Source organism: Aquibium oceanicum (assembly GCF_001889605.1).
In the GTDB taxonomy this organism is placed as follows: Bacteria; Pseudomonadota; Alphaproteobacteria; order Rhizobiales; family Rhizobiaceae; genus Aquibium; species Aquibium oceanicum.
Genome location: NZ_CP018171.1, coordinates 30,865 through 56,773, shown reverse-complemented (window position 1 = coordinate 56,773; position 25,909 = coordinate 30,865). Strand labels below are relative to the sequence as shown.

24 protein-coding genes are annotated in these 25,909 nt (G+C 64.5%); 13 read left to right on the top strand and 11 right to left on the bottom strand.

The features are described from left to right. The first annotated feature begins 107 nt into the window (after positions 1–107). The 6 genes from BSQ44_RS00270 to BSQ44_RS00250 all read left to right on the top strand — a co-directional run bounded on the left by BSQ44_RS00270 (position 108) and on the right by BSQ44_RS00250 (position 6,121). Complete coding sequence (locus BSQ44_RS00270) at positions 108–1,232, top strand: TRAP transporter substrate-binding protein (protein WP_072601399.1); 1,125 nt, start codon at positions 108–110, stop codon at positions 1,230–1,232. Between the two features lie 99 nt (positions 1,233–1,331). Further along, positions 1,332–1,952, top strand: a complete 621-nt coding sequence (locus BSQ44_RS00265) for a TRAP transporter small permease subunit (RefSeq protein ID WP_072601398.1) — start codon at positions 1,332–1,334, stop codon at positions 1,950–1,952. Then, on the top strand, positions 1,949–3,301 hold the full coding sequence (locus tag BSQ44_RS00260) for a TRAP transporter large permease (RefSeq protein WP_072601397.1): 1,353 nt from the start codon (positions 1,949–1,951) through the stop codon (positions 3,299–3,301). The genes BSQ44_RS00265 and BSQ44_RS00260 overlap by 4 nt, the downstream gene beginning before the upstream one ends. Positions 3,302–3,313: 12 nt before the next feature. Beyond that, positions 3,314–3,481, top strand: a complete 168-nt coding sequence (locus tag BSQ44_RS27180) for a hypothetical protein (protein ID WP_169858318.1) — start codon at positions 3,314–3,316, stop codon at positions 3,479–3,481. A 124-nt stretch (positions 3,482–3,605) separates the two neighbouring features. Beyond that, the gene (locus tag BSQ44_RS00255; protein ID WP_072601396.1) at positions 3,606–4,832 is read left to right on the top strand and encodes an argininosuccinate synthase; all 1,227 of its coding nucleotides are present in this window, start codon (positions 3,606–3,608) and stop codon (positions 4,830–4,832) included. A gap of 119 nt (positions 4,833–4,951) precedes the next feature. Beyond that, positions 4,952–6,121 (top strand): MFS transporter, encoded by a 1,170-nt coding sequence (locus BSQ44_RS00250; RefSeq protein WP_179948738.1) that lies wholly within the window; start codon positions 4,952–4,954, stop codon positions 6,119–6,121. Here BSQ44_RS00250 and BSQ44_RS00245 read toward each other — a convergent pair. Beyond that, positions 6,106–6,993 (bottom strand): LysR family transcriptional regulator, encoded by an 888-nt coding sequence (locus BSQ44_RS00245; RefSeq protein WP_072601394.1) that lies wholly within the window; start codon positions 6,991–6,993, stop codon positions 6,106–6,108. The genes BSQ44_RS00250 and BSQ44_RS00245 overlap by 16 nt on opposite strands. 96 nt (positions 6,994–7,089) lie before the next feature. Here BSQ44_RS00245 and BSQ44_RS00240 point away from each other — a divergent pair, with 96 nt between their 5' ends. Then, positions 7,090–8,049, top strand: a complete 960-nt coding sequence (locus BSQ44_RS00240; protein ID WP_072601393.1) for an NmrA family NAD(P)-binding protein — start codon at positions 7,090–7,092, stop codon at positions 8,047–8,049. 62 nt (positions 8,050–8,111) lie between these two features. Here the strand turns inward: BSQ44_RS00240 and BSQ44_RS00235 are convergent, their stop codons facing one another. The 7 genes from BSQ44_RS00235 to BSQ44_RS00205 form a co-directional block, all read right to left on the bottom strand. Continuing rightward, entirely contained in the window at positions 8,112–8,270 is a 159-nt protein-coding gene (locus BSQ44_RS00235; RefSeq protein WP_072601392.1) for a DUF3309 family protein, read from the bottom strand. 109 nt (positions 8,271–8,379) lie between these two features. Then, positions 8,380–8,538, bottom strand: coding sequence for a DUF3309 family protein (locus BSQ44_RS00230; protein ID WP_072601391.1), 159 nt, complete (start codon positions 8,536–8,538; stop codon positions 8,380–8,382). 77 nt (positions 8,539–8,615) lie between these two features. Next, positions 8,616–11,786: an efflux RND transporter permease subunit gene (locus BSQ44_RS00225; protein ID WP_072601390.1), complete on the bottom strand. Its 3,171-nt coding sequence runs from the start codon at positions 11,784–11,786 to the stop codon at positions 8,616–8,618. A gap of 6 nt (positions 11,787–11,792) precedes the next feature. Further along, positions 11,793–12,929: an efflux RND transporter periplasmic adaptor subunit gene (locus BSQ44_RS00220; protein ID WP_072601389.1), complete on the bottom strand. Its 1,137-nt coding sequence runs from the start codon at positions 12,927–12,929 to the stop codon at positions 11,793–11,795. A 168-nt stretch (positions 12,930–13,097) separates the two neighbouring features. Beyond that, positions 13,098–13,706 carry a hypothetical protein gene (locus tag BSQ44_RS00215; protein ID WP_072601388.1) on the bottom strand — a complete coding sequence of 203 codons (609 nt, stop codon included), beginning with the start codon at positions 13,704–13,706 and terminating at the stop codon, positions 13,098–13,100. Next, entirely contained in the window at positions 13,703–15,973 is a 2,271-nt protein-coding gene (locus BSQ44_RS00210; RefSeq protein ID WP_072601387.1) for a xanthine dehydrogenase family protein molybdopterin-binding subunit, read from the bottom strand. The genes BSQ44_RS00215 and BSQ44_RS00210 overlap by 4 nt, the downstream gene beginning before the upstream one ends. Positions 15,974–15,975: 2 nt before the next feature. Then, the gene (locus BSQ44_RS00205; protein WP_072601386.1) at positions 15,976–16,437 is read right to left on the bottom strand and encodes a (2Fe-2S)-binding protein; all 462 of its coding nucleotides are present in this window, start codon (positions 16,435–16,437) and stop codon (positions 15,976–15,978) included. A 115-nt stretch (positions 16,438–16,552) separates the two neighbouring features. On the opposite strand from BSQ44_RS00205, the gene BSQ44_RS00200 reads away from it, so the two are divergent. The 5 genes from BSQ44_RS00200 (at position 16,553) to BSQ44_RS00180 (ending at position 22,317) form a co-directional block, all read left to right on the top strand. Further along, positions 16,553–17,158, top strand: coding sequence for a TetR/AcrR family transcriptional regulator (locus BSQ44_RS00200; RefSeq protein ID WP_378215163.1), 606 nt, complete (start codon positions 16,553–16,555; stop codon positions 17,156–17,158). A gap of 153 nt (positions 17,159–17,311) precedes the next feature. Continuing rightward, a complete protein-coding gene (trhA, locus tag BSQ44_RS00195) occupies positions 17,312–18,001 on the top strand; it encodes a PAQR family membrane homeostasis protein TrhA (protein WP_083534288.1) in 690 nt (229 codons plus the stop codon). A 104-nt stretch (positions 18,002–18,105) separates the two neighbouring features. After that, entirely contained in the window at positions 18,106–19,131 is a 1,026-nt protein-coding gene (locus tag BSQ44_RS00190) for a MotA/TolQ/ExbB proton channel family protein (RefSeq protein WP_072601384.1), read from the top strand. Position 19,132: 1 nt separating this feature from the next. Further along, a complete protein-coding gene (locus BSQ44_RS00185) occupies positions 19,133–20,164 on the top strand; it encodes a peptidoglycan -binding protein (protein WP_072601383.1) in 1,032 nt (343 codons plus the stop codon). A gap of 182 nt (positions 20,165–20,346) precedes the next feature. Then, positions 20,347–22,317: a DUF3857 domain-containing transglutaminase family protein gene (locus BSQ44_RS00180; protein WP_083534285.1), complete on the top strand. Its 1,971-nt coding sequence runs from the start codon at positions 20,347–20,349 to the stop codon at positions 22,315–22,317. Between the two features lie 25 nt (positions 22,318–22,342). On the opposite strand, the gene BSQ44_RS00175 is transcribed toward BSQ44_RS00180, so the two are convergent. The 3 genes from BSQ44_RS00175 to BSQ44_RS26715 form a co-directional block, all read right to left on the bottom strand. Beyond that, entirely contained in the window at positions 22,343–22,750 is a 408-nt protein-coding gene (locus BSQ44_RS00175) for a hypothetical protein (RefSeq protein WP_072601381.1), read from the bottom strand. Between the two features lie 333 nt (positions 22,751–23,083). After that, a complete protein-coding gene (locus BSQ44_RS00170; RefSeq protein ID WP_072601380.1) occupies positions 23,084–23,437 on the bottom strand; it encodes a DUF1304 domain-containing protein in 354 nt (117 codons plus the stop codon). Between the two features lie 206 nt (positions 23,438–23,643). Continuing rightward, the gene (locus tag BSQ44_RS26715) at positions 23,644–24,051 is read right to left on the bottom strand and encodes a hypothetical protein (protein ID WP_157894475.1); all 408 of its coding nucleotides are present in this window, start codon (positions 24,049–24,051) and stop codon (positions 23,644–23,646) included. A gap of 211 nt (positions 24,052–24,262) precedes the next feature. Here BSQ44_RS26715 and BSQ44_RS00160 point away from each other — a divergent pair, with 211 nt between their 5' ends. Continuing rightward, on the top strand, positions 24,263–25,909 hold the full coding sequence (locus BSQ44_RS00160; protein ID WP_072601378.1) for an FAD-binding dehydrogenase: 1,647 nt from the start codon (positions 24,263–24,265) through the stop codon (positions 25,907–25,909).

The following is a 25,909-nucleotide window of genomic DNA, read 5'->3' as shown; positions in this document are numbered from 1 at the left end:
CTGCAGATGCTGCAAAAGTCGAACCGGTGCGGCTACTTGCATGGCGGGCGATATCGCATATTCTGGCTGCGCTGGAATACCACAATACGAAATCCAGGGAGGAACCAATGACCAGCACATCGATATCACGCCGAAAATTTCTGAAGAACACGTCGCTGGCGGGCGCAGGCGCCGCCGCGGCGACGACCCTTGCCGCGCCGGCGGTGCTCGCGCAAGCGCCGATCGTCCTCAAGATGCAGTCGTCGTGGCCCTCTTCGGACATCTTCCAGGAGATGGCGCAGCAGTATGTGGATCGGGTGCAGGAGATGTCCGGCGGGCGCCTGCAGATCGACCTGTTGCCGGCCGGCGCGGTGGTCGGTGCCTTCCAGGTGCAGGACGCGGCCCATGACGGCATCATCGATGCCGCGCACACGGTGCCGGTCTACTGGTACGGCAAGAACAAGGCCGCCTCGCTGTTCGGCACGGGCCCGGTCTTCGGCGGCGACGCTAACCAGATGATCGCCTGGCTCTACCACGGCGGCGGCTACGACTTCTATCGCGAGCTGACGCAGGATGTTCTGGGGCTCAATATCGTCGGTTTCCTGAGCTTCGGCATGCCGGCGCAGCCGCTCGGCTGGTTCAAGGACGAGATCACCGATGCCAGCCAGGTCAGCGGTCTGAAGTACCGCACGGTCGGCCTCGCCGCCGATCTCTTCCAGGCCATGGGCGCCTCGGTCGCACAGCTTCCGGGCGGCGAGATCGTGCCGGCCATGGAACGCGGAGTCATCGACGCGTTCGAGTTTAACAACCCGACCTCCGACATGCGCTTCGGCGCGCAGGACGTCGCCAAGAACTACATGCTGGCTTCGTATCACCAGGCGAGCGAATCCTTCGAGTACATCTTCAACAAGGACAAGTTCGAAAGCCTCGATCCGGATCTCCAGGCGATCCTGCGCTACGGCGTTGAAGCCGCGCACCTGGCGAACTTCGCATACGCCATGGACCAGTACTCGTCCGACCTGCAGAAGCTCCAGACGGAGAACGGCGTCAACGTCAAGCGCACGCCGGACTCCGTGCTTCAGGCGCAGCTCGAGGCGTGGGACCAGATCATGCCGCCGCTGATGGAGGACGAGTTCTTCGCCAAGGTGGTGGACAGCCAGAAGAAGTGGGTCGAGCGCGTGGTGTTCTACAGCCTCCAGAACTCGCCCGACTACCGCATGGCCTACAACCACTACTTCCCCGGCAAGCTCTGATCCGGATTCCGGCCGCCCACGCGGCGGCCGGTCGACAGCGGGCGGGGCCATACAGGGCCCCGCCTCCTGCCGCGCGGGCGCGGCGCAAACGGGGCGATCATGGAAAGCTACATACGTTTCGCCGACTCACTGTCGGCCTGGTTCGGCAAGGTCTTCGGCTGGTGCGTCATGGTGATGACATTCGGCGTGGGGTACGAGGTCTTCGTGCGCTACGTCTTGAACGCGCCGACGCCCTGGGCCTTCGACCTCTCCTACATGATGTACGGCACCATGTTCATGATGGCTGGTGCCTACACGCTTTCGCGCGACGGGCATGTGCGCGGCGACTTCGTCTACCGGCTCTGGTCGCCGCGGACGCAGGCCAAGGTCGAGCTGGTGCTTTACTTCATCTTCTTCTTTCCCGGCGTGCTGGCGCTGGTCTTCGCCGGATGGCGCTACATCGGCCGTTCGTGGCGCTACCTCGAGGTCAGCGTGATGAGCCCAGCCAACATTCCGATCTACCAGTTCAAGACGGTAATCGTCGCGGCCGGCATCCTGCTCGTCATCCAGGGCATCGCCCAGGTCTTCCGCTGCATCATCACGATCCGCACGGGCGTGTGGCCGAAGCCGGCTGAGGACGTGGAGGAACTGGAGGCCATTCTCCAGAAGGAAGGCGCCGCGGCGCTGCGGCACGGCTCCGAAGCCGTCGATGTGGTAACGCCGAAGGGGCAATCCCGATGACCGATCCGCAAATCGCCATTCTGATGCTCGGCCTGTTCATCGTCGTGATCATGCTCGGCTTCCCGATCGCCTTCACGCTGATGGCAATGGGCATAGGCTTTGGCTACTACGCCTACTTCGATGCCGATCGCATGCGGCATCTCTTCGACAACCGAATCTTCGACCTCTTCGTGAACCAGACCTATTCGGTCATGGCCAACGACGTGCTGACGGCGATCCCGCTCTTCCTGTTCATGGGCTACATTGTGGAACGGGCGAACATCGTCGACCGGCTGTTCGAGACCCTGTCGATCGCGACGCGCCGCATGCCGGGCTCCATGGCGGTGGCGGCCCTCATCACCTGCGCTCTATTCGCGACCGCGACCGGCATCGTCGGCGCCGTCGTTACGCTGATGGGCCTGCTGGCGTTGCCCGCCATGCTGAAGGCGCGCTACGACGAGCGCTTCGCGTCGGGCGTCATCTGCGCGGGCGGCACGCTCGGCATTCTGATCCCGCCTTCGATCATGCTCATCGTCTACGCGGCGGCGTCCGGTGTCTCGATCGTGCGGCTCTATGCGGGGGCTTTGCTTCCCGGTTTCCTGCTCGCGGGGATGTATCTCGTCTACATCATCGGCCGCGCCATGCTGCAACCCTCCCTGGCTCCCCGGCCGGAGGAGCCGGAAGAGCCGATCCCGACCGGAAAGCTCGCCTGGATGCTGCTGACGTCCTTCTTTCCGCTGGCGATCCTGATCCTCTCGGTCCTCGGCGCGATCCTTTTCGGCCTCGCCACGCCATCGGAGGCCGCCTCGATCGGGGCGCTCGGCGGCCTGGTGCTGGCGATCGCCTACCGCGCGCTGACCTGGAAGCGGCTGCAGGAATCGGTCTACCTGACGGTGCGAACGACGGCCATGGTGTGCTGGCTCTTCGTCGGCTCGTGGACCTTCTCGTCTGTGTTTTCCTATCTCGGAGGCGAGCACATCGTGCGCGACTTCGTCATGGGGCTGGACATGACGCCGCTGCAATTCCTCATCCTGGCGCAGATCATCATCTTTCTGCTCGGATGGCCGCTGGAATGGTCCGAGATCATCATCATCTTCGTGCCGATCTTCCTGCCGCTGCTGCCGCTGTTCGATATCGATCCGCTGTTCTTCGGCATTCTGATCGCGCTGAACCTGCAAACCTCGTTCCTGACGCCGCCGATGGCGATGTCGGCCTACTATCTGAAAGGCATTGCGCCTCCGCACGTGCGGCTGACGCAAATCTTCGCCGGCTCGCTGCCCTACGTGTTCATGGTGTTCGTCACCATGGTCATGCTCTACGTTTTCCCCCAGATCGCCTACTACCTGCCGCAGCTCTTCTATGGACGCTAGGAGGATCGCAAGATGATGGTCGAACGCGTGCTGGCGCTTCTCGCGTTCCTGCTGATTGCCGCTTTCCTCGGTATCATCGCGTTTTCGGTGATGCGGGCCGATCTCTTTGTCGTTTGCCTCATCGGGCTTGCTCTGGTGGGGTATGACATATGGGGACAGCTTTTTCGCCGGCGGACCTGACGGCGGAGGCGGCAAGGTCGGGCACGTGGCGCGACCTTGCCCGGCCTGCCTTTCCTGCTATTAGTGCGCGCGAAATCCATCGGCGCCGCACCGCGGCGCCTTCATTCGTGAGCGCCGCCAGATCATGACCAAGTGGAAAGACGTCAAGAAGGTCGTGCTCGCCTATTCGGGCGGGCTGGACACCTCCATCATCCTCAAGTGGCTCCAGACCGAGCTCGGCGCGGAGGTCGTCACCTTCACCGCCGATCTCGGCCAGGGGGTGGACGATCTCGAGCCGGCTCGCCGGAAGGCCGAGATGATGGGCGCGAAGGAAATCTACGTCGAGGACGTGCGCGAAGAATTCGTCTCGGATTTCGTCTTCCCCATGTTCCGCGCCAATGCGGTCTATGAAGGCACCTATCTGCTTGGGACCTCGATCGCCCGTCCGCTGATCTCCAAGCACCTGGTGGACATCGCACGCGAGACCGGCGCCGACGCCGTCGCGCACGGCGCCACCGGCAAGGGCAACGACCAGGTCCGCTTCGAACTGGCGGCGTATGCGCTGAACCCCGACATCAAGGTGATTGCCCCGTGGCGCGACTGGGCGTTCAAGTCGCGCACCGAGCTGCTCGACTTCGCCGAAAAGCACCAGATCCCGATCGCCAAGGACAAGCGCAACGAGGCGCCTTTCTCGGTCGACGCCAATCTCCTGCATTCGTCGTCTGAAGGAAAGGTGCTCGAGGATACCTGGGAGGAACCGCCGGAATACGTCCATCAGCGCACCGTCTCGCCGATGGACGCACCGGACAAGGTCACCGAGATCACCATCGGCTTCCAGAAGGGCGATGCGGTGTCGATCGATGGCAAGCGCCTGTCGCCGGCGACGCTGCTTGCCGCCCTCAACGATCTCGGCCGCGACAACGGCATCGGCCGACTGGACCTGGTGGAGAACCGCTTCGTCGGCATGAAGTCGCGCGGCGTCTACGAGACGCCGGGCGGCACGATCCTGCTCGCCGCGCATCGCGCGATCGAATCGATCACGCTCGACCGGGGTGCGGCGCACCTCAAGGACGACATCATGCCGCGCTACGCGGAGCTGATCTACAACGGCTTCTGGTACGCGCCCGAGCGCGAGATGCTGCAGGCGCTGATCGACAAGAGCCAGGAGGACGTCGAGGGCGACGTGCGCCTGAAGCTCTACAAGGGCAACGTCATCGTCACCGGCCGCCGCTCGCCGAAGTCGCTCTACCGCAACGATCTCGTCACCTTCGAGGACGACCGCGGCGCCTACGACCAGAAGGATGCCGAAGGCTTCATCCGCCTGAACGGCCTGCGCCTGCGGACGCTGGCGGCGCGCAACCGGGGAGAGTGATCGACACCTCAGGCGGCTGGAGCAAGCATCCGGCCGCCGATGTTCGCCGGTTTTCTTCTAAATCGATTTAGCATTTTTCTCCGTTCCGGATTGGCCGAACCATAATGGCAGACGATGCAATGGCAAAGGCACGCCGCGGCCGCCGGGCGGTTGCGGCGATGTTCCTGGTGAACGGGTTCCTGATCGGAAGCTGGGCGCCGCAGATCCCGGTCACGCTGGCGCGGCTGGAGATCACCGAGTTCACGCTTGGTCTCCTGATCCTGACCTTCGGGCTCGGCGCGCTGGTCGCGATGCCGACCTGCGGCTATCTGATCGGGCGGTTCGGATCGCGCTGGACGGTGCGCGTCTTCGGCGTCGTTAGCTGTTTCGGCCTGTTGGCGGTCGCGCTGTCGCCCGGCATCGTCGCGGCGGGTATCACGCTGTTCCTGTTCGGCGGCTTCATCGGCGGCATGGACGTAGCGATGAATGCCAACGCCGTCGAGGTGGAGAAGCAGCTTCGCCGGGCGATCATGTCGTCCTCGCACGGTTTCTGGAGCGTCGGGGGCTTTATCGGCGGCGGCGCGGGCGGCACGCTGATCGAGGCGCAGGGCTACCTGTTCCACGCCGGCGTGGTGACCGCCGCGGCGCTCATTGTCACCCTCGCCGGCTTGTCCTTCCTGGTAACCGAGCCGCGGCCGGAGGCACACGAGGTGCGGCGCTTCGCCCTGCCGCGCAACCCGACGGTCTATCTCGTCGGGCTGATCGCGCTCTTCTCGATGATCCCGGAAGGCGCGGTGCTCGACTGGGCCGCGCTCTACCTGCGCCAGGAACGCGGCGCCGATCTCGCCACGGCCGGCTTCGGTTTCGCGGCGTTTTCGGGAGCCATGGCGCTGATGCGTTTTGCTGGCGATCGGGTGCGCAACCGTTTCGGCGCGGTGGCGACGCTGCGGGTGTCGAGCTTGATTGCGGCGGCCGGGATGTTCGTCGCCGGCTTTGCGACCGAACCGTGGCTGGCGATCGCCGCCTTCGCCTTCGCTGGTCTCGGCATCGCCAACATGGTGCCGATCGCCTTTTCGGCGGCGGGCAACCAGCCCGGTACCTCGTCGGGCGCATCGCTCAGCACGGTGACGCTGATGGGCTATTCCGGCATCCTCGTCGCGCCGTCCGGCATCGGCTATGTCGGCGAGCACGTCGGTTTCGCGCCGGTCTATGTGGCCGTCTCCGCGCTCCTCGTCGTGGTCTGCCTCATGGCCGGTCTGGCGCGAAGCGCGGAGTTCACCCACGGGGAGCCGGCTCAACCTCCGGCATAGTCCTTCAGCTGCTCGTAGAGGAAATCCGCCACGCGGCGGATGCGGGCGCTGGTGCGCACGTCTCGGTGCATGGCAAGCCACATGGGCAGCGAGGGCAAGGGTAGGCCCGGGAGGATTACTTCCACCAGCGGTTCGCGGTCGACCAGCGGTACCTGGGCGAAGCCAATCCCGTTGCCCGTCCGGATCGCCTCCCAGAACACGATCTGGTTGTCGGTGCGGAACCGGAAGCCGTGGCGGTCGATCTCGACGCCGAACTCGCGGAAGCCGTCGATCAGCTCCATGCCCCGGTCGTAGCCGACGAGGTCATGGCCGACGATTTCCGCTGGCGATGCGGGCCGGCCGCGCCGGTCGAGATAGGATGTCGCCGCGCATGCGGTGAGGGGGATGTCGGTGATCTTGCGGGCGACGAGGTCGAGCTGTGACGGTTCGACCATGCGGATCGCGATGTCGGCATCGCGCCGCAGCAGGTTCTCGACCTGGTTCGACGCGACGATCTCGATCTCGATGCCGGGCTCCATTTCGGCGAAGGCGGCGGTCATCGAGGGCAGCACGTAGGCGGACACGACCTCGCTCGCCGCGATGCGGACGGTGCCGGCGACCGCTTCCGTCGCGCCAAGCGCCAGCCTGGAGATCGCCTCGGCCTGTTCGCGCATTGCCCGGGCGCGGCCCAGCAGCGCGATGCCGTCCTCCGACAATTCGTAGCCCGCGCGCCCGCGGCGGAAGAGCTTGATGCCGAGCTGCCGTTCCAGTTCGGCGACGTGCCGCCCGACCGAGGGCTGGCTGACCTCGATCTTGCGGGCGGCTGCCGAGAGACTGCCGGTTTCGGCCACCGCGACGAAGCTCTTGAGCAAATTCCAGTCCATGAAGGCTATTCAATAATGAATATCGGTCCCGCACCAATAGGGAATTATCATTCATCTGCAAAGGCCATATTTTCCAGTCATCAAACCGGAGCAAGGAGAACAGCCATGCAGACGATCGTGATCCTCGGTGCGGCGGGACGTGTCGGCGACGCAGCGGCCCGCGCCTTCGTGAAGGCCGGATGGCGTGTGAAAGGGGTCGCGCGCGGCCGAAAGGGTGCCGAACTGGCGCCGGGCGTGGAATGGGTGAAGGCGGATGCATTCGATCGCCAGTCGCTGATCGAGGCCTGCCAGGGCGCCGATGTGGTGCTGAACGCCCTCAATCCGCAATATACGGAATGGGAGGAGAAGGTGATGCCGATGGCTGAAAACGTCATCGCGGCGGTGGAAGCCGCTGGCGCGACGCAGCTTCTGCCCGGCAACGTCTACAATTTCGGTCACGCGATCGCCCTCGGCATGCGGGACGACGCGGCGCAGGTTCCCTCTACGCCGAAGGCGCGCATCCGCATCGCGATGGAAGAGCTTTTCCGGCTCAAGGGGGAAGAAACGGGCGTGCAGACCCTGGTGCTGCGGGCTGGTGACTTCTATGGCGGTGTGAAGCGGGAGTCCTGGCTCGACCTAATGATCCTGTCGAAGCTGAAGAAGGACGTCTTCATCTGGCCCGGTCCGATGGACCTGCCGCACGCCTTCGCCTATCTGCCCGATCTGGGCGAGGCCTTCGTGCGGCTGGCTGAGAAGCGCAAGGCACTGCCGATGTTCGACAGCTTCAACTTCACCGGCCACACGCTGACGGGGACGCAGATGAAGGCGGCGACTGAGGAAGCGGTGGGGCGGTCGCTTGCGCGGCGCGGTGTGCCCTGGACGCTGCTCAGGGCCGGCAGCTTTTTCGTGCCGATGCTGCGCGAACTGGTGGTGATGTCCTACCTTTGGCGCACGCCGCACTCGCTGGACGGCAGCAAGCTGGAAGCGTCGCTCGGATCCTTGCCGGCCACCGATCCGGTGCGGGCGATCAGGCAGAGCGTAGCCGACCTGTCGCTGGATCGCGATGCGCTGGCGATGGCCGCCTGATCCCAGCTCCGATGAACGAAGCCGCCGGCGACCCGCGCCGGCGGCTTCGGTTCGTCTTGCGGTCAGATCCTGCCCATCAGGACGAGGATCAGCAACACGACCAGGATCAGGCCGATGATGCCGGACGGGCCATAGCCCCAGCCGCGCGAATGTGGCCAGGCGGGGATGGCGCCGAGCAGGATGAGGATGAGGATGATGATGAGAATGGTGGTCAGTGTCACGCTTTCGCCTCCGATCGGTTTTGGAGGATCAACAATGCGTGAGGAGGTATGTAGTTCCTGAACATGCTCGCTTGCGACGAGGTTTTGTTCCGGCCCGGAACTTTTTCGCTCAGAACCTTCCGGCCTGTGCGAGGTAGATCACCACGGCCAGGATGGTGGCCATGATGATCGAGGGCACCCAGCGCCAGCGGCGCGACCACGGCCAGGTCGGCAGGACGGCCACCAGGGCCAGGATCAGGACGATGATGAAGAGGGTCGTCAGCGACAAGCTTGCCTCCAAGGATGACGGGAGGCCAATGCCCGACTGACCGCACGGTTCCCGGCGGCGGGCCGGCCGCGAGGAGGCTACTCGGCCGCCTTGGGCAGCGCGTCCGGCTCGCGGTCGTTGGCGGCCTCTTCCGACGCCTTGGCTTCTTCGGCCTCGCTTTTGCGCCGGAAGAGGCGCGACCAGAAGCTCTTCGTGGTGCGGTGCTTGTCGCGGGTGAAGACCATCAGCGCCGACGGCGTCACGACGAGGGTCAGTACCGTCGAGAAGGCAAGGCCGAAGACGATCGCCGACGAAAGCGAGATCCACCACTGCGTCGACGGCGCGTTGATTGTCGTCTCGTGATGGAAGAGTTCCAGCCCCAGGCCGAATGCGATCGGCAGCACGCCGAGGATCGCCGAGAGCGCGGTGAGCACCACCGGGCGGGCGCGCTCCCGGCAGGTCTGCAACACGGCTTCCAGCTTCTCCCAGCCTTCGCTCCGCAGCCGGTCGTAGGTGTCGATCAGCACGATGTTGTTGTTCACCACCACGCCCGCGAGCGCGATCACGCCGATGCCCGACATGACGATGCCGAACGGTTGCCCGGTGATCAACAGGCCGAGGAAGACGCCAATCGTCGACATGACGACCGTCATCAGCACCAGGAACACGCTGGTGAACTTGTTGAACTGAGCCAGAAGCACGATGAAGATCAGGAAGAGCGCCGCACCGAAGGCGTTGCCCAGGAAGGCGCTGGCTTCCTCGCTGTCCTCGTTGGAGCCGGCGAGCTTCCAGCGGACGTTGCCGAGTTCCATGCCGTCGACGGTCTGCGCCACCTGCTGCTGGACGGCCGCAACCTGGAAACCGGAGGCGACGTTCGCCTGGACGACGACTGTACGCTCGCCGTCGATGCGGTTCAGCGTGCCGACGCGCGGCTCGGGCTTGCGGGTCACGAAGTTGGCGATCGGGACGGAGCCCTGCGCCGTCTCGACCCTCAACTGGTCGAGCGACGACAGCGTGCGCCGGTCTTCCGGCAGGCGTAAACGGATATCCACCGCGTCGTCGGCAGATTCCGGACGGTAGTCGGTCAGCTTCACGCCCGTCGTGACGAGTTGCACCACGGTGCCGACCGCGTTCGGGCTGATCCCGTACTGCGCCGCCTTGCCGCGATCGACCTCCAGCGCCCAGTCGACGCCGGGCGGCGGCAGTCCGTCGGAGATGTCGATGACGCCGGACACGTCGGCGATGCGCGCGGCAACCTCGCGTGCCCGGTCGTCCAGCCCGTCCGGGTCGGTCGCCGAAAGCCGCACCTGAATTGCCTTGCCGGTCGGCGGACCCGATTCCGGCACGCGCACTTCCACATCGACGCCGGGTATGCCGGCCATTGCGACACGGAGGTCGGCGAGGATGTCGTTGGCCGACTTGCGCTCGCGCCAGTCGATGAACTCGTACTGGATGACACCGACCACGTCCTCGGGAATGTCGGCGCCGCCGCCCTGCGTCTTGCCGACGCGCGTATAGACGGATTCGACGCCGGGCCATCCGAGCAGGCGCTGCTCCGCGGCGCGGGTCGCCGCGTCCATCTCGGCCAGAGAGAGATTACCCCTCGCGTGGACGTAGAGAAGCCCGTAGTCCGGCTCGACAGACGGGAAGAACTCGACGCCCGCGCCGTACTTCGTATAGGCGAACTGCACGCTGACGAGCAGCGCCACCGTCAGGAGCAGCACCGTCTTGGGAAACCGCACGGCCTGACGCACCACGGCCATGTACCAGCCGTCGCGCTGCGGCTCGTCGTCGTCATGCAAGTGCGCCTTGGCGAAGATCGCGCCGAGCGTCGGCGTGAAGATCAGCGCGTAGAGCATCGAGGCGGCGAGCGTCACGATGAGCGTGATCGGCATGTACTTCATGAAGTCGCCGACCACGCCCGGCCAGAACAGCAGCGGCGAGAAGGCGGCGATGCGCGTCAAGGTCGCCGCGATCACCGGCCCCGCCATGCGGCGTGCGGCAAGGTCGAAGGCTTCCGCCTTGGGCATGCCTTCCGACATGCGGCGCTCGGCGAACTCGGTGACGATGATGGCGTCGTCCACCAGCATGCCGACGGCAAGGATGAGGCTGAACAGCACCACCATGTTGATGGTGAAGCCCATCAGGGCAAGCAGCAGGATGCCGGTCAGGAACGAGGTCGGGATAGCGAGACCGATCAGCAGCGACGCACGGCCGGACAGCACGTAAAGGATGATGATGAAGACCAGGATGACCGCGATCAGCACGTGGTTCTGCAGGTCGTTGAGCAGTTGGTTGATGAAGACCGACTTGTCCTGCGTGTAGGTAACGTGCATGCCTTCGGGCAGGCTTTTCTGGAATTCGTCCGACAGCGCCTTCACCTGCTCGACGGTGTGGACGAGGTTCTCGCCAATGCGCTTCTTCACCTCGATCGCGATTGCCGGCCGGCCGTTGAGGCGCGTGATCGTCTCCGCGTCCTTGTAGGTCGAGCGGATGGTCGCGATGTCCTTGGCCTGAACCACCGCGTTCGGCCCGGCGACGATCGGCAGTTCGGCGACGTCCTCGACGGTCTCGATCAGCGAAGGGACCTTGACCGCGTACTTGCCTTCCTCGCCCTCGATGGTGCCGGCCGCGACGAGGCTGTTGGAGGCGTTCACCGCCGCGATCATCTGGTCGAGCTGGAAGCCATAGGACGAGAGCTTCATCGGGTCGATGATCACCTCGACCAGATCGTCGCGCGCACCCTGCAGCGTGCCTTCGAGCACACCCGGAATCTCCTCGATCCGGTCGCGCAGTTCGCGCGCGGCGGTGGTGAGGACCCGCTCGGGCACGTCGCCCGACAGCGTGACGACGAGGACCGGGAATTCGGAGACGTTGACCTCGTTGACCGTCGGCTCCTCGGCATCGCGCGGCAGGTCGGCGCGCGCGTCGGAGACCTTGTTGCGCGTCTCCTCGAGCGCGGTGGAGAGGTCGGTCGAGGGATCGAATTCGAGCAACACGTAGCCGCCGCCCTGGTAGGCGGCGGAGCGCATCTCCTTCACGCCCTTGAGGCTCTTCAGCTTGGTCTCGACCGGCCGCAGCAGGAGGCGTTCGGAATCTTCCGGCGAGATGCCCTGGTAGGCGAGGCTGACATAGAGCACAGGAATCGCGACGTCGGGCTCCGCCTCCTTGGGCAGGGCCTGATACGCCAGCGCCCCGGCGATCAGGAAAAATACCATGATCGACAGGGTCAGGCGCGCATTGCGTATGGCGATGCTGACGATGTTCATGGATCGCTACATCCCGTCGGCGAGATTGCCGACCAGCTTTTCGATCGTCGCGCGATCCGCCTCCTTCGGCTCCACGACGTCGCCCTCGGCCACGAGTTCCTGGCCGGCGACGATGATACGCGCATCGGCGGGGATGCCGGCGAGCACCAGGCCGCGCGGCGTGTCGTCGACAAGGTCGATCGGATAGAAGACGACCTTGTTCTCTCCGTCGACCGCGCGCACGCCGAGATCGCCGGCCGCGCTGAGGGTGATGACGGAGCGCGGCAGCACGGTGGAATCCACAGGTTCGGCGCGCAGCGTGATCTCGGCCGTCATGCCGGCGGGGATGCTCGCATCCTCGTTGGGGATCGCGACCTCGACGCGGAAGGTCCGCGTCTGCGCGGAGGCGTCGCGGCTGATGTAGCGGATGGTGCCCTCGACCCGTTGGCCGTCGACCAGCCGCACGTCCGCCTTGTCGCCCACGCCGACGTAGCCGAGGCTCACTTCGCCGACTTCGCCGACCGCAAGGATGGGATCGAGGTTGAGGATGGTCGCGACCTCCGCACCCTGCTGGAGTGAGCTTCCCTCCTCGACCGGGACGCTGTCGACGAGCCCGGAGAAGGGCGCGCGGATCTCGATGCGATCGAATTCGGCCTTCGCCGCCTCGAGCTGGGACTGCGCCGTCGCGAGGCCCGTGCGGGCGCTGTCGAGCTGGAGCTTGGCGACGTTGCCGCTCTTGGCGAGCCGCTCGGCGGCGTCGAGTTCGGCCTGGCGCTGCGAGAGCATGGCTTCTGCCATCTCGACGGCGGCCTGCTTCCCCTCCGTCTCCAGGCGCAGGATCAGGTCGCCCTTCTCGACGCGGTTTCCCTTCTGCACCGCCAGTTCCTCGATGATACCGCCGGTCCGCGCGGCGAGCCGCGTGCGCTGGTCGGCCTCGGTGGTTCCCGAAATTCGGATGGCGCGCGCGTGTTCGACGCGGGGCGGCGTGACCACCGCGACGACGCGCGGCGCGACGGTCGGCTCTTCCGCGACGGCCTCGGGCGCCTGATCGTCGGATTGAGACACGGCGCTGCCGACAGAGGAGAACTCCCCGGTCGCGATCCATGCCGCAGAGGCGGCGAACACGACGATCGCCGCCAGTTTGTGAAATCTATACTTCGCCATTTCAAGATCCCGCGGGGCATGTCCCGCAGCCTTCGCGCCGGCCGGGCGTGCGGCTCATGTGGGAGATACCCGCGCTGTGTTCAATCAAAAGCTGCTGAAGCGCGGTATTCGTGACGCGGTCTACCTGAAAAGTGCGCTGCACAAAAGTAACTTTTGTTGATGCATGCATCAACCATCCGGACATGGCGCGCCGGCCGCGTTCCACCGTTCGAGCGCGGCGAAGGTCTCCTCGGCGGATCCCGGCGCCGGCTCCCGGCCGGGTCCGGGCGCCCACCCCCAGCCGACCAGACCGTCATCGCGGACATGGATCGCGATCTCCTCCAGCGTGCGACCGCCGTTGCGCTCCGGATCCTTGATCTGCGCGCAGATCTCGGCCGAGCTCTTCTGCCACCAGACCATCTCGGCGGGCGCGAGGTGCCAGTTCTCCGCTCCGGGCGGGCCATGCAGCACCTTTGAATTGCTTTCGAAATGGCAGGTCGTGCAGCGCAGCCCGGGATTGCCGAAGCCGGATTCGTCGGTGCCGCGCTGGACGTTGAAGCCGTGGTTGCGGGTTTCTCCGTAGTGTGCGCCCGACCAGCGCGGATGCTCGTCCTCGACATGGCAGTTGGCGCAACGCGGATGGGAGAAGACCGCGTAGATCTTCTCCCATTCGGGAAGACCGGCTTCGCGATCGACCGCGAGCACCGGCGGCTGATCCGGGGCAGGGGTCTCCTGCGCCAGCGCGGACGAACTTCCCGCGATGGCAATGGCTGTCAGCAGTCTTGCGAGCGGCCTCATGCGAACGAGACCTCGCGGGAGAGGGGAAGGGCCCTCAGGCGCTTGCCGGTCAGCGCGAAGATCGCGTTGGCGAGCGCGGGTGCGGCGGGCGGCGTTCCGATTTCGCCGGCACCACCCATCCTGTGGTAGTTCTCGAGGATCGCGACCTCGAATTCCGGGCACTGGTGGATGCGCATGGCGTCGAAGTCGTGGAAGTTCGACTGCTCGACCATTCCGTTCGCGAAGGTGATCTCCTGGCCCATGGCGGCCGAGAGGCCGAAGACGGCGCCGGAGGTGAGCTGCGCCTCGATGATCCCCGGGTCGATCGCCGTGCCGACGTCGGCCGCGATCCAAACTTTCTCGACACGGATGCCCGCGTCCGTCTCGGCGACCTGAACGATCTCGCCGACCCAGCTGCCGAAGGACAGCGTGAAGGCGAAACCCTTCGCGCGGCCGGCAGGCAGCGCCTCGCCCCATTTCGCCATTTCGGCAACCTTGTCGACCACCTTCACCGCGGCCGGGTGAGCGGCCATCAGCTTGCGGCGCATCTCGACCGGATCGAGCCCCCCTTTCGTGGCGATCTCGTCCATGAAGCCCTCGTGGAAGAAGCCGTTGAACGAATTGCCGACCGAACGCCAGAAGCCGACCGGCACGCCGAGATCGGCCTTGGCGCCAGACACGCGGTAGTCGGCGATGGTGTAGGGCTGGTCGTGCGAGCCCTGCGTGATCGTGCCGTCCGGACCGGCCGGCGAGAGCGACGGGAAGGTCCGGTGCATCACACTGGCGACGACGGAAGGCGCAGCAATGCGCATGTCGAGCGCCACGGGCATTCCATCCTCGTTCATGCGGGCGCGGAACCGGCCCTTCGCCGCGGGGCGGTAGGTGTCGTGGCGCACGTCCTCCTCGCGGCTCCAGATCACCTTGACCGGGCGTCCCTCCACTTCCTTGGCCATGATGGCGGCATAAATGGTCGTGTCCGCCTCGCGCCGGCCGAAGCCTCCGCCGAGCGAGGTCGTGTAGGCGGTGACGTCGGCGGACTCCAGACCGATCGCCGCGCCGCTGAGATACTCGACAAGCGTCGGCATCTGGTTCGGCGCCCAGATCTCGAGCTTGCCGTCCTTGAAGCGGGCGGTGGCGTTCATCGGCTCCATGCAGATGTGGGCGAGGAAGGGTACGGCGTACTCGGCCTCCACGACACGCTCCGCAGGGGCGTCGGCGAAGGCGACGTCCACGTCGCCCTCGTCGCGCAGGCGCGAACCCTCCGTCGCGAGTGCTGCGTTCAGCGCCTCGTCGACCGCGGCGCCGTCGGCCGGATAGTCGGGACTGCCCCAGTCCGCCTCGATCAGATCGGCGGCCTTGAAGGCGGCCCAGGTGTTCTCGGCGATCACGCCGAAGCCATGGCCGTAGGTCGTGTCCAGCGGTACGATCTTGACCACGCCCTTCACTGCCTCCGCCTTCGACAGGTCGACCGAGGTCGGCTTCTGCCAGAAGACCGGGTTCATCTTCACGGTGCCGAAGAGCATCTCGGGCAGCATGACGTCGACGCCGAAGATCGGCGCGCCGGTCACCTTGGCCCGCATGTCGACGCGCTTCTGCGGCTTGCCGAGCAGCGTCCAGTCGGCCTTGTCCTTCAGCTTCACCGAAGAGGGCGGCGACATCTTCGCGGCATCTGCGGCCAGTTCCCCGAACGTGGCGGATTTCCCCGATGCCTCGTGGACCACGGTGCGACCGACGGTTTCGAGCTGCCCGGCGGGTACGCCGAAGCGGTCGGCGGCAGCGGCGAGAAGCATGTGGCGCGCAGCGGCACCCGCCTGGCGCATGCGGTCGAAGCCGTCGCGGGTCGAGGCGGACCCGCCCGTCGCCTGGAGGCCCAGCACCTTGCCAACGGACGAGAAGGCATCGCGCGCGATCGTGGCGATCAGGCTGTCGTCGAACCAGGGGAACGGCCCGGATTCCTCCATCATGGTGCCGTTGTAGTAGGCGAAGGATGTCGGCCCGTGCTCGACGGTAAGCTCTTCGAGCGAAACGCCGAGCTCTTCCGCGACGAAGGCGGCGAGGGTGGTCGAGATTCCCTGTCCCATCTCCGCGCGCGGCGCGATCACCGTCACCGTATTGTCCGCGGCGATCTTCACGAAGGGATTGAAGGTCGCCTCGCCTTCGGCGAGATCGTCCTCCAGGGGATTGTCGTACGGGCGGGACACGTACCAGTAGCCGACGGCCACGCCGCCCGCGATGGCGGCCGCGCCGATCAGGAAGGTACGGCGGGCGATCTTTCCGATGCTTGCCATGGTCAGGCCCTCGCCAGCTTCATCGCAGCCGCGCGCTTGATGGCGGCGCGGATACGCGGATAGGTGCCGCAGCGGCAAAGGTTTCCGCCCATGGCATTGTCGATGTCCTCGTCGGTCGGATCGGACACCTCGTCGAGCAGGGCCGTCGCGCTCATGATTTGTCCGGCCTGGCAGTAGCCGCACTGCGCGACCTGCTCGTCCAGCCATGCCTGCTGCACGGCGGACAGGGTGTCGCCGTCCGCCAGCCCCTCGATGGTGACGATCTCTCCTTCCACGCCGCCGACCGGCAGCGAACAGGAGCGCACCGGAACGCCGTCGACGAGCACCGTGCAGGCGCCGCAGGCCGCGATGCCGCAGCCGAACTTCGGCCCGGTGATGCCCGCGAGGTCCCGCAGGGCCCACAGCAGCGGCATTTCAGGATCCGGATCGATCTCGATCTCTTTTCCGTCGACGGTGAGGCGCATGGGGATACCCTTCGTTGTCGTCCATGGCGATTTCCGGCATGCTGGTTGCGCAATGCCGGTACATGAGATACACTCTGACAAATTACGTCATATTGTCAACATGCTTTCGCCAGGGGTGGCCGGATTGACGATCAACATGCAGACCAGCGAGGCCGACAAGCGCTCGCGCATCCTCGATGGCGCGGTGAAGGTCTTTCTCGCCTATGGCTACCAGCGCACGACGATGGACGACATCGCGCGCGCCGCCGGCATGTCGCGGCCCGCGCTCTATCTGCAGTTCCGCAACAAGACCGACATCTACCGCGCCATCGCCACGATGATGCTGGACCTTTCCGCCGAAGTCGCGCAGGCCGCGCTTGGCGGTCCCGGGGACCTGTCCGACCGGCTTATTGCCGCGATCGACGACTGCATGTTCGCCATGGTGGAGAAATTCGCCGGTTCGCCCCACGGCGCCGACATCCTCGACATGAAGGGAAGCCTCGCCGGCGACATCGTGGCGAGCTGGACCGAGCGGCTCGGCGGCATGATCGCGCGTGAAATCGAGAAGGAGGCCGTGCGTCTGGGCACCGACCTTAAGGCGCGGGATCTCGGCCCGGGGATGCTCGCTTCCCTGCTTCTCGACGGGCTGGAAGGCATCAAGATGCGGATCGAGGACCCGGCCGAACAGCGCCGTTCGGTGCGTGGACTGGTGCGGGTGGTGTCGCTGGCGCTGCAGCCCTGACAAGATCGCGCGCGGGTGAGATTGCAGCAACGGGAACGCATCTGCCACCTTCCGCATTTGAACTCGGGGCTCATCACGGCATGATCCCGTCAAATCGGGCCGCGGTCGCTTCCGGTTCAACATTTTCGTCATGCTAGGGTGGCAAAGGAAACCATGGCCATTCTCACTCCACACCCCGGCACCTATCTCCGCTTCTACCGCGAGTGGCGCCGACTTTCGCGCGCCGAACTGTGGGCGGACGGCATCGTCCATGCCGTTGGCATCGTCATCGCCATCGCGGCCGGAACGGTTCTCCTCGCCTATGCCTTCGGGCGGACCGCCGCGGGCGAATACATCGCCGCCGTTTTCTACGTGATCTCGCTGCTGACGGTCCTCTCGGTCTCCTGCGCCTACAATCTGTGGCCTGCATCGCGCGCGAAATGGTTTCTTCGCCGTGTCGACCACGCGGCCATCTTCCTGCTAATCGCGGGAACCTACACGCCCTTCCTGGCGCAGCTTCCCGAAACGCTGGCCCGAATCACGATCGTCTGCGTCTGGGCCGCGACAGTGGTGGGCATGGGAATCAAGATCCTCCTTCCGGGACGCTACGACGGCTGGGCGACCGTCTTCTATCTCGCCATCGGCTGGAGCGGCGTGGCTGTCGCCGGCGAACTCGCCGCGATCGTTCCCGAAACCACGATGTGGCTCATCGTGGCCGGCGGCATGGTGTATTCGGCCGGCGTGATCTTCTTCGTGTGGAACGGCCTGCGTTATCAGTCGGCCCTGTGGCATGGCTTCGTCGTATCTGGAGCGGGGTTGCATCTGGCCGCGATGCTGGACCTTCTCGTGGTCGGGAGGGTCTGAAGGATCGGACGTTCCGCCGCCGCGCCATGGCGGCTTCTTTCAATTTCGTCACAATTCCGGCTAGAGTCGCGGCTTGGTGCGGGATCGGATACGAGGCTTGGGCAATGGCGTGGTTGAGGACTTTGGGCGAGGACGGTTTGGCGGGAGGTGCGCAGTACGACCCGCACAAGCTTTCGAGCCCTCAGGTCTTCCTGCTTTCCATGCTGATCTTCCTGGCGATCGCAGGGTTTGTCGCGGCGATCCTCTACCGCCAGATCTCCACCGCCTTCGCCACCAATCCCGGCCTCAACGGCCTTATCCTCGGCGTGCTCGCGGTCGGCATCCTGCTTGCCTTCAACCAGGTCATCCGCCTCTTTCGCGAGGTGCGCTGGGTGAATTCCTTCCGGGCGGGCCAGGAGACGCGTAATCCGGTGCTTCTTGCGCCCATGAAGGCGCTTCTCAGCCGGTCCTCGGCGACGGCGCTGTCGACCAGTTCGATGCGCTCGATCCTCGATTCCATCGCCACGCGCCTGGACGAGAGCCGCGACATCTCGCGCTATCTCATCGGCCTCCTCGTCTTTCTCGGCCTGCTAGGCACCTTCTGGGGGCTGCTCCAGACGATCGGCTCGATCGGCTCTACCATCCAGTCGCTCGATCCGGGGTCCGGCGACACCAACGATATCCTGAACTCCCTGAAGTCGGGCCTCTCGGCCCCGCTGGAGGGCATGGGCACGGCCTTCTCGTCCTCGCTCTTCGGTCTCGCCGGATCGCTGGTGCTCGGATTCCTCGACCTGCAGGCGGGCCGGGCGCAGAATCGCTTCTATACCGAACTGGAGAACTGGCTCTCCTCGGTTACGGATGTCGGCTCCGACGCTCCGGTGCTCGACACCACGCGGGCCGATACCAGTGAAGAGATGAAGCGGATGGCCGAGCAGCTTCGCTCGCTGCACGAGGCGGGCGGCTCCAGCCAGCGCGTCGCGACCTCGATGGCCAGCCTCGCCGAAGGCATTTCGGGCCTGGTCAAGAACATGCGCAACGAACAGCAGATCATGCGCGACTGGGTGGAAGCGCAGGCCGAGGAGCAGAAGGAGATGCGCGAGACGCTCAAGGACATCGCCGACTCTCTTCGGAAGATGGACAAAGTGGGCTGACATGGCGCTCGCGAGGACACGGCGCCGCGAACGCGGCGTGGACTACTGGCCGGGCTTCGTCGATGCGCTCTCGACGCTGCTGCTGGCCATCATGTTCCTGCTTTCGGTGTTCGTGCTGGCGCAGTTCCTGCTCAGCCGCGAGATCACCGGCAAGGACGAGGTGCTGACCCGGCTGAACTCGCAGATCAACGAACTGACGCAGCTTCTGGCGCTCGAGCGCTCCAACACGCAGGACGCCGAGGACCAGCTCGCCAATCTGCAGGCGTCGCTTCAGGCGGCCGAAACGGAGCGTTCGCGGCTGGAGCAGCTGCTCTCGCAAGGTGCCGGCGCGGATGCCGCCGCCGAGGAAGAGATCGGCACACTGAGTGGCGCGCTCGACGAGGAGCGCCAGATTTCGCAGCGCGCGCTGTCCCAGGTGGAACTTCTCAACCAACAGATCGCCGCGCTCAGGAAGCAGATCGGCGCGCTGGAAGGGGCGCTCGAGGTATCGGAGGCGCGCGACCGCGAATCGAGCACCAAGATTGCCGATCTCGGCCGGCGCCTGAACGTCGCGCTGGCGCAGCGCGTGCAGGAACTCAACAGGTACCGTTCCGATTTCTTCGGCCGGCTGCGCGAGATCCTGTCGGACCGCGAGAACATCCGCATCGTGGGCGACCGCTTCGTGTTCCAGTCCGAGGTTCTCTTCCCCTCCGGGTCGGAGGTCATCAACGACGCGGGCCGGACGGAAATGGCCAAGCTGGCGGAGGCCATCATCGATCTCCAGAAGGAGATTCCGCCCGAGATCAACTGGGTGCTGCGCGTCGATGGACACACCGACAACGTGCCGCTTTCGGGCACCGGCCGCTACCGCGACAACTGGGAACTCTCCTCCGCCCGCGCCACCTCGGTGGTGAAATACCTGATCAGCCAGGGCGTGCCGGCCAGCCGGCTCGTGGCGGCGGGGTTCGGCGAGTTTCAGCCGCTGGTGGAAGGCGACACTCTGGATGCCCGCAACAAGAACCGCCGCATCGAGCTCAAGCTGACGGAGCGGTGACCGCGACGATAGTCCGGTCAGCGTCCTGTCCATCTGCCATGCCGACTTCGTCGTCGAGGATGCATCGTATTTCGCGCCGGGGCGTCGCGTGACGGTGCTGCGCAAGTTCTTCTTTACTTTCTAATAGAAGTGGAAAAATCTGGCTTATTCCACCGGGTGGTAAGCGGGGACAGCCGGCTCACATGCGACCAATCATTTTCTTTCTGTCTGCCCTGTATCTGTTCGTCTGTTCCCCCGCTCGTTGTGACGACGCTGCCTCTAAGGTCAGTACCGGTCCTGTCGGCGACTGGGTCGAGCAGGTTGAATTTGCAGAGTTGCCAGCCACGAGAAATGCTGCCCTGAGCGGCGGCATAGCGATGCTTTTGGAAGACGACCAGGCGATCATACGGGCAGGAGGCAACGACAGCTACGCGCGGAAGGTATTCCGTATCGTGAACCGGACCGGCCTCGAGAGCTCGGGCAGGATAGACATCAGCTTCGATCCGCTCGTCGACCGACTTGTCCTGCACTGGATCCATATCATCAGGGATGGACAGGTACTGGATCGAACGCAGATTACGAAACCATACGTGGTCGGGACCGAGACCGAGGCCTCACAAGGGATTTTCCGCGGAAAGGCGACGGCCTACTACAACATCATCGATGTTCGCGTCGGCGACGTGATCGATTACTCCCTGACATTCGAGACGCGAGAGCAAGTTGCACATGATATGCTCTACTGGTCGTTTTCGACGCGCTATTCTTCGCCAGTCGGGCTGATCCACAGGCGTGTTGTTTGGCCTTCCGACAGTCCACTCCAACTGCGAAATCACCGAACGGACGTTTCCCCAATCGTCAACACCGCTTCCGGAATGACCGTCTATGAATGGAGCATCGTCGACCCGGAGCCTGTCGCCACGGAGGAGTCGATTCCTGACGGGGAATACCTATTGCCGACTGTGGAAATGTCCTCCGCTGCCAACTGGCGGGTCATCGCCGACGCGTTCAGACCTTACTATCAACTGGATCTAACGCTTCCTGAAAGGCTTGCTCGGGACATCGACGACATCGCGAAGAACTATCCGGATGAGGGGGACCGCATGATCGAGGCAATGCGGTACGTCCAAGACCGATATCGCTACGTCAGTCTCTCGCTCGGACCTGGAGCCTACGTTCAGCGGCGCGCCAGCGAAGTCGACGAAACCGGTTTCGGGGACTGCAAGGACAAGGCGCTGCTTCTTGCGTCGATCCTGCACCGGCTGGGAATGAAGGCCGTTGTCGCGCTGGTGAATTCCGATGGAGGAAACCAGCTTCGGTCGAGACTTCCTTCCACAGGAGCATTCGACCATGCGGTCGTGAAGGCCACCATAGGGGACAAGAGCTACTGGATCGATGCGACCGAGTTCATGAAGGGTGGCCGCGCATCGAATTTCGTGCAGGCCAATTTCGGGTTCGGACTTCCGCTCTCCGAAGGGGCCACATTGGAGAAGTTGCCAAAAGACGACATGAACACGCCGACCAGATCGGTCGTCGAAGAGTATTCTATGCCAACAGACCAGCAGCGTTACATGACCCTCAAGGCGCGTAGCACGTATGAGCGTTCGAGCGCAGACGAAATGCGTCAGCGCCTGTCCGAGACCGGGCTCTCCAGCCTGAGCGACGCCTACCTGAATTACTATCGCAAGGTCTATCCGCGCCTCGAGCGCACCGCGATCCTGTTTACGCAGGACGATCGGGACGCGAACCGGATCGTCATCGAGGAGAACTACTCCCTCGACGCCGCTTTGCTGGAAGGCAGCGACCTGATCGAGGATTTTCCTCTCCGCGCCGACCTGAGCCCGAGTTTGCCAAGGCCTTTCTCGGAGAACCGCGAATTAGCCGTCGATCTCGGTGATTTGCGGTACCGGCGGCACACCGTACGGGTCACCAATCTCAAGGCCACCTTCGGGCCACCCGAGGACATGGATGTCCTGAGACCATACTTCCTGCTCAAGTTCATTTTCAAGAGCAGCTACGGAGAGTTGGAAGCCGACTGGCATTTTCGCACCCTGATGGAAGAAGTGCCGCCGGCCGCCTTCTCAAGATATGTGAAGGCGGTGGATGCCGCGAACGAATCCATGACCATCCGGTACAACTTCGGCTACGACCAGAACGCGGAAACCGCAGGACAGTAGATCCGCTCGGCGCTCGATCGTGGAGCTATTCCACCACGATCTCGAAGCCGTAGTTGCCGGAGCCGTCGGTGGACGCCATCACCCGAAGGACCACCCTGTCTTTGCCTTTGTAGCCACTGTTCGCCCGGTACATGTAGGCGAGCGACTGAAGCTTCTTGCCGTTGCACCGTCCGAAGAAATCGTCGCCGGACTTCGCATCCGCGGGATTGAGCGTCGCCCGGACCTGCCGCAGGGTTCCGTGCTTGGGTGCTTGGACGACCTTGATGACCACCTTTATGGGCTTGCAGTCGTAGTGCCGGAAGAGAGCGACGTTCAGGAGGCCGACCTCCGCGCCGGGCTTCACGGTGACAGGGCGGGCCTCCGCCACGTTCGTGAACATCAGGGCAAGACTGAACGCCGCCCCACAGACCGCCTTGACCCGTCCGCCCGTCATGATTGTGCCCCCACCGCAAGGTTGTAGCCATTTTTGGCAGATCGCAGGTCCATTAGCAATAGTTGAACTGAGGAGCATCCCGATCGCGTCACCGATGCCGGGATGATGAAGTCCCGGTGGCTTCCGCCTTCAGATGCGGACGAGATTTGCAGCTCTTGCGCGCACGATAGCGCTGGGTGCGCGCATCGGCTTGGATCGGCTTCGGGAAAAGGTGATGGACTCGGATGCATTCATCTTGGACGGCATGGTTGCGGCAGGCGGTGGTCGAAGGCAAACCCCCGACGCCGCAACAGGAACCGCCAAATCAAGCTAAAGTTGACGGAGCTGGGCGCCTCACCAGCCGATGAGCAGCGCCGCCAGCGCCAGGATTGCCGGCAGGGCCTGCACGTAGAGGATTTTTCGCGACACGGTGGCGGCTCCGAATACGCCCGCCACCACAACGCACCCGAGAAAGAAGACCTTGATCGCGAAGCCTCCCGTGCCGAGCCATAGGCCCCACACGAGGCCGGCGACGAGAAAGCCATTATAGAGCCCCTGGTTCATCGCCAGCGCCTTGGACGCGGTGGAGAATTCGGGCGTCGTGCCGAACGTCTTTCTCCCGGAAGGCGAGTCCCAGGCGATCATCTCCAGATACATGAAGTAGACGTGCAGCGCCGCCACCAGCGCGATCAGAACCGTCGCAACCATGCAAGATCACTCCACCCGATGCGTGGAGATGACGCCTCATCTGAATGGCGTCAAGTGGGTTGCTGGGTAAACGCGCCGCGCGGGACGAACACGGAGTCGTATACGTCAGCCTATCCATCCCGGAAGCCAGCGGATTTCCAGAAGAGATACATCAAAATGGGCGCGGGGGTGGGTATGCCTACCTCATGCCCATTCCAAGGAAGGCCTCACTCGACAATGATGTCGAAGGAATAGTCGCCCGATCCGTCGGTCGAGGCCAGCGCGCGCAAGACGACCCTGTCGCGGCCTTTGTACCCTGCGTTGGCTTTGTAGAGAAACATGATGGATTGAAGTTTGGTGCCACTGCAAAGGGCGTCGTAGTAATCGGCAGAATCCGCATCCGCCGGATCCAGATTGGCGCGCACCTGTCGTAGTGTCCCATGTTTTGGAGCTACAACAACCTTTATCACCGCTTTGATCGGCTTACATTTGTAGCTTTCAAAGAGGGCAAAGTTCAGAAGACCTACTTCGCTTCCGGCCTTCACGTTAACCTGCCCGGCCTGCGCTGCCGCCGAGAACAAGAAAAAACCGAGAAGCGCAGTTCCCCAAGATGCCCTCGACCAAACTCTATTCATGATTGCGCCCCACTCCTTGGTTGTGTTTATCAGTGGCAGATAGATTGTCTGTTAGCAATGCCTGATTGAACAGATAGACAGGCCCATCTTGGGCGCAGGCGAAGCTGTCGCGCTCCGCATTCGCTCTCGGCGCGGTGGAGGCGGGAAGTGTCTCCAACGCCCTTGCGTTGCCGCCCGTCGTGGGCTTTGAGTCGCATCCGGAGGGTTTGTCATGGACGCGGATGCAATCATCGTCGGAGGCGGGTTGGCCGGGCTGGTCGCGGCCTGCGAACTGGCCGACGCGGGTAGGAAGGTCGTCATTCTCGAGCAGGAAGGCGAGAATTCGCTCGGGGGTCAGGCCTTCTGGTCGCTGGGCGGACTGTTTTTCGTCGACAGTCCCGAGCAACGGCGCCTGAGGATCAGGGACAGCCGTGACCTCGCGCTGCAGGACTGGTTGGGGTCGGCGCAGTTCGACCGCCCGGAAGACCATTGGCCGCGCAGGACAGCGGAAGCCTATGTCGACTTCGCGGCCGGCGAGATGCGCCCGTGGCTCCATGCCATGGGCATGCGCTGGTTTCCCGTGGTGGGCTGGGCGGAACGTGGCGGCGGCCATGCGCATGGCCACGGCAATTCGGTGCCTCGCTTTCACATCACCTGGGGCACGGGACCGGGCGTGATCGAGCCGTTCGAGCGGCGTGTGCGCGAGCACGTCGAAGGCGGGCGCGTCGAGCTCAAGTTCCGCCATCGTGCCAGCCGCATCCTGCGATCCGGCGGACGTATCTCCGGGGTGGCAGGCGACATCCTCGAACCGTCCACGGTCCAGCGCGGCCAGAAATCCGGGCGGGAGGTCGTTGGGGACTTCGAACTCTCCGCCGGCGCGGTGATCGTCACCTCCGGCGGCATCGGCGGCGATCTCGATCTGGTGCGCAAGGCCTGGCCGGTCGAGCGCCTCGGGCCACCGCCGAAGACGATGGTGGCCGGCGTCCCGCATCACGTCGACGGCCGCATGATCGCAGTCGCGCAGGAGGCGGGCGCCGCGGTGATCAACGCAGACCGCATGTGGCACTACACGGAGGGGGTGAAGAACTGGGACCCGATCTGGCCGAACCACGGCATCCGCATCCTGCCCGGCCCCTCGTCGATGTGGTTCGACGCGCGCGGCGAGCGGCTGCCGGCGCCATGCCTGCCCGGCTTCGACACGCTCTCGACGCTGAAGCACATCCTTGCAACCGGCCACGACTGGTCGTGGTTCGTGCTGACCCAGAAGATCATCAAGAAGGAGTTCGCGCTTTCGGGCTCCGAGCAGAACCCGGATTTCACGTCGAATAGCTGGCGCGCTGTGATGAAGAACCGGCGCGGCGCCTCCGCTCCGCCGCCGGTGGAGGCTTTCAAGGAGAAGGGCGAGGACTTCATCGTCCGCAACGACCTGTGCGACCTGGTCGACGCGATGAATGCGCTGACCGGAGAGGCTTTCATCGATCACGACCGGCTGAGGATGCAGATCGAGGCGCGGGACCGCGAGATCGCCAACTCCTTCTCCAAGGATGCCCAGATCACCGCCATTCGCGGCGCGCGCAACTATCTCGGCGACAAGCTGATCCGCACCGCGGCACCGCACAGGATCCTTGACCCGGCCAACGGACCGCTGATCGCGGTCCGGCTGAACATTCTCACCCGCAAGACGCTGGGAGGTATCCATACCAACCTCGACGGTCAGGTGCTGGATGCGTCCGGCGAACCGATCGACGGCCTCTATGCCGCCGGCGAGGTTGCAGGCTTCGGTGGAGGCGGCTACCACGGCTACAACGCGCTGGAGGGAACCTTCCTAGGCGGCTGCATCTTCTCCGGCAGGAACGCGGGCCGCTGCGCGGCGCGATGA

Coding starts and splice junctions, on each gene's coding strand:
- BSQ44_RS00225 (WP_072601390.1), bottom strand. CDS start 11,786: ATGAACATCGTCAGCATCGCCATACGCAATGCGCGCCTGACCCTGTCG.
- BSQ44_RS00265 (WP_072601398.1), top strand. CDS start 1,332: ATGGAAAGCTACATACGTTTCGCCGACTCACTGTCGGCCTGGTTCGGC.
- BSQ44_RS00240 (WP_072601393.1), top strand. CDS start 7,090: ATGCAGACGATCGTGATCCTCGGTGCGGCGGGACGTGTCGGCGACGCA.
- BSQ44_RS00190 (WP_072601384.1), top strand. CDS start 18,106: ATGGCGTGGTTGAGGACTTTGGGCGAGGACGGTTTGGCGGGAGGTGCG.
- BSQ44_RS00205 (WP_072601386.1), bottom strand. CDS start 16,437: ATGCGCCTCACCGTCGACGGAAAAGAGATCGAGATCGATCCGGATCCT.
- BSQ44_RS00185 (WP_072601383.1), top strand. CDS start 19,133: ATGGCGCTCGCGAGGACACGGCGCCGCGAACGCGGCGTGGACTACTGG.
- BSQ44_RS00180 (WP_083534285.1), top strand. CDS start 20,347: ATGCGACCAATCATTTTCTTTCTGTCTGCCCTGTATCTGTTCGTCTGT.
- BSQ44_RS00255 (WP_072601396.1), top strand. CDS start 3,606: ATGACCAAGTGGAAAGACGTCAAGAAGGTCGTGCTCGCCTATTCGGGC.
- BSQ44_RS00260 (WP_072601397.1), top strand. CDS start 1,949: ATGACCGATCCGCAAATCGCCATTCTGATGCTCGGCCTGTTCATCGTC.
- BSQ44_RS00170 (WP_072601380.1), bottom strand. CDS start 23,437: ATGGTTGCGACGGTTCTGATCGCGCTGGTGGCGGCGCTGCACGTCTAC.
- trhA (WP_083534288.1), top strand. CDS start 17,312: ATGGCCATTCTCACTCCACACCCCGGCACCTATCTCCGCTTCTACCGC.
- BSQ44_RS27180 (WP_169858318.1), top strand. CDS start 3,314: ATGATGGTCGAACGCGTGCTGGCGCTTCTCGCGTTCCTGCTGATTGCC.
- BSQ44_RS26715 (WP_157894475.1), bottom strand. CDS start 24,051: ATGAATAGAGTTTGGTCGAGGGCATCTTGGGGAACTGCGCTTCTCGGT.
- BSQ44_RS00250 (WP_179948738.1), top strand. CDS start 4,952: ATGGCAAAGGCACGCCGCGGCCGCCGGGCGGTTGCGGCGATGTTCCTG.
- BSQ44_RS00215 (WP_072601388.1), bottom strand. CDS start 13,706: ATGAGGCCGCTCGCAAGACTGCTGACAGCCATTGCCATCGCGGGAAGT.
- BSQ44_RS00270 (WP_072601399.1), top strand. CDS start 108: ATGACCAGCACATCGATATCACGCCGAAAATTTCTGAAGAACACGTCG.
- BSQ44_RS00220 (WP_072601389.1), bottom strand. CDS start 12,929: ATGGCGAAGTATAGATTTCACAAACTGGCGGCGATCGTCGTGTTCGCC.
- BSQ44_RS00160 (WP_072601378.1), top strand. CDS start 24,263: ATGGACGCGGATGCAATCATCGTCGGAGGCGGGTTGGCCGGGCTGGTC.
- BSQ44_RS00175 (WP_072601381.1), bottom strand. CDS start 22,750: ATGACGGGCGGACGGGTCAAGGCGGTCTGTGGGGCGGCGTTCAGTCTT.
- BSQ44_RS00210 (WP_072601387.1), bottom strand. CDS start 15,973: ATGGCAAGCATCGGAAAGATCGCCCGCCGTACCTTCCTGATCGGCGCG.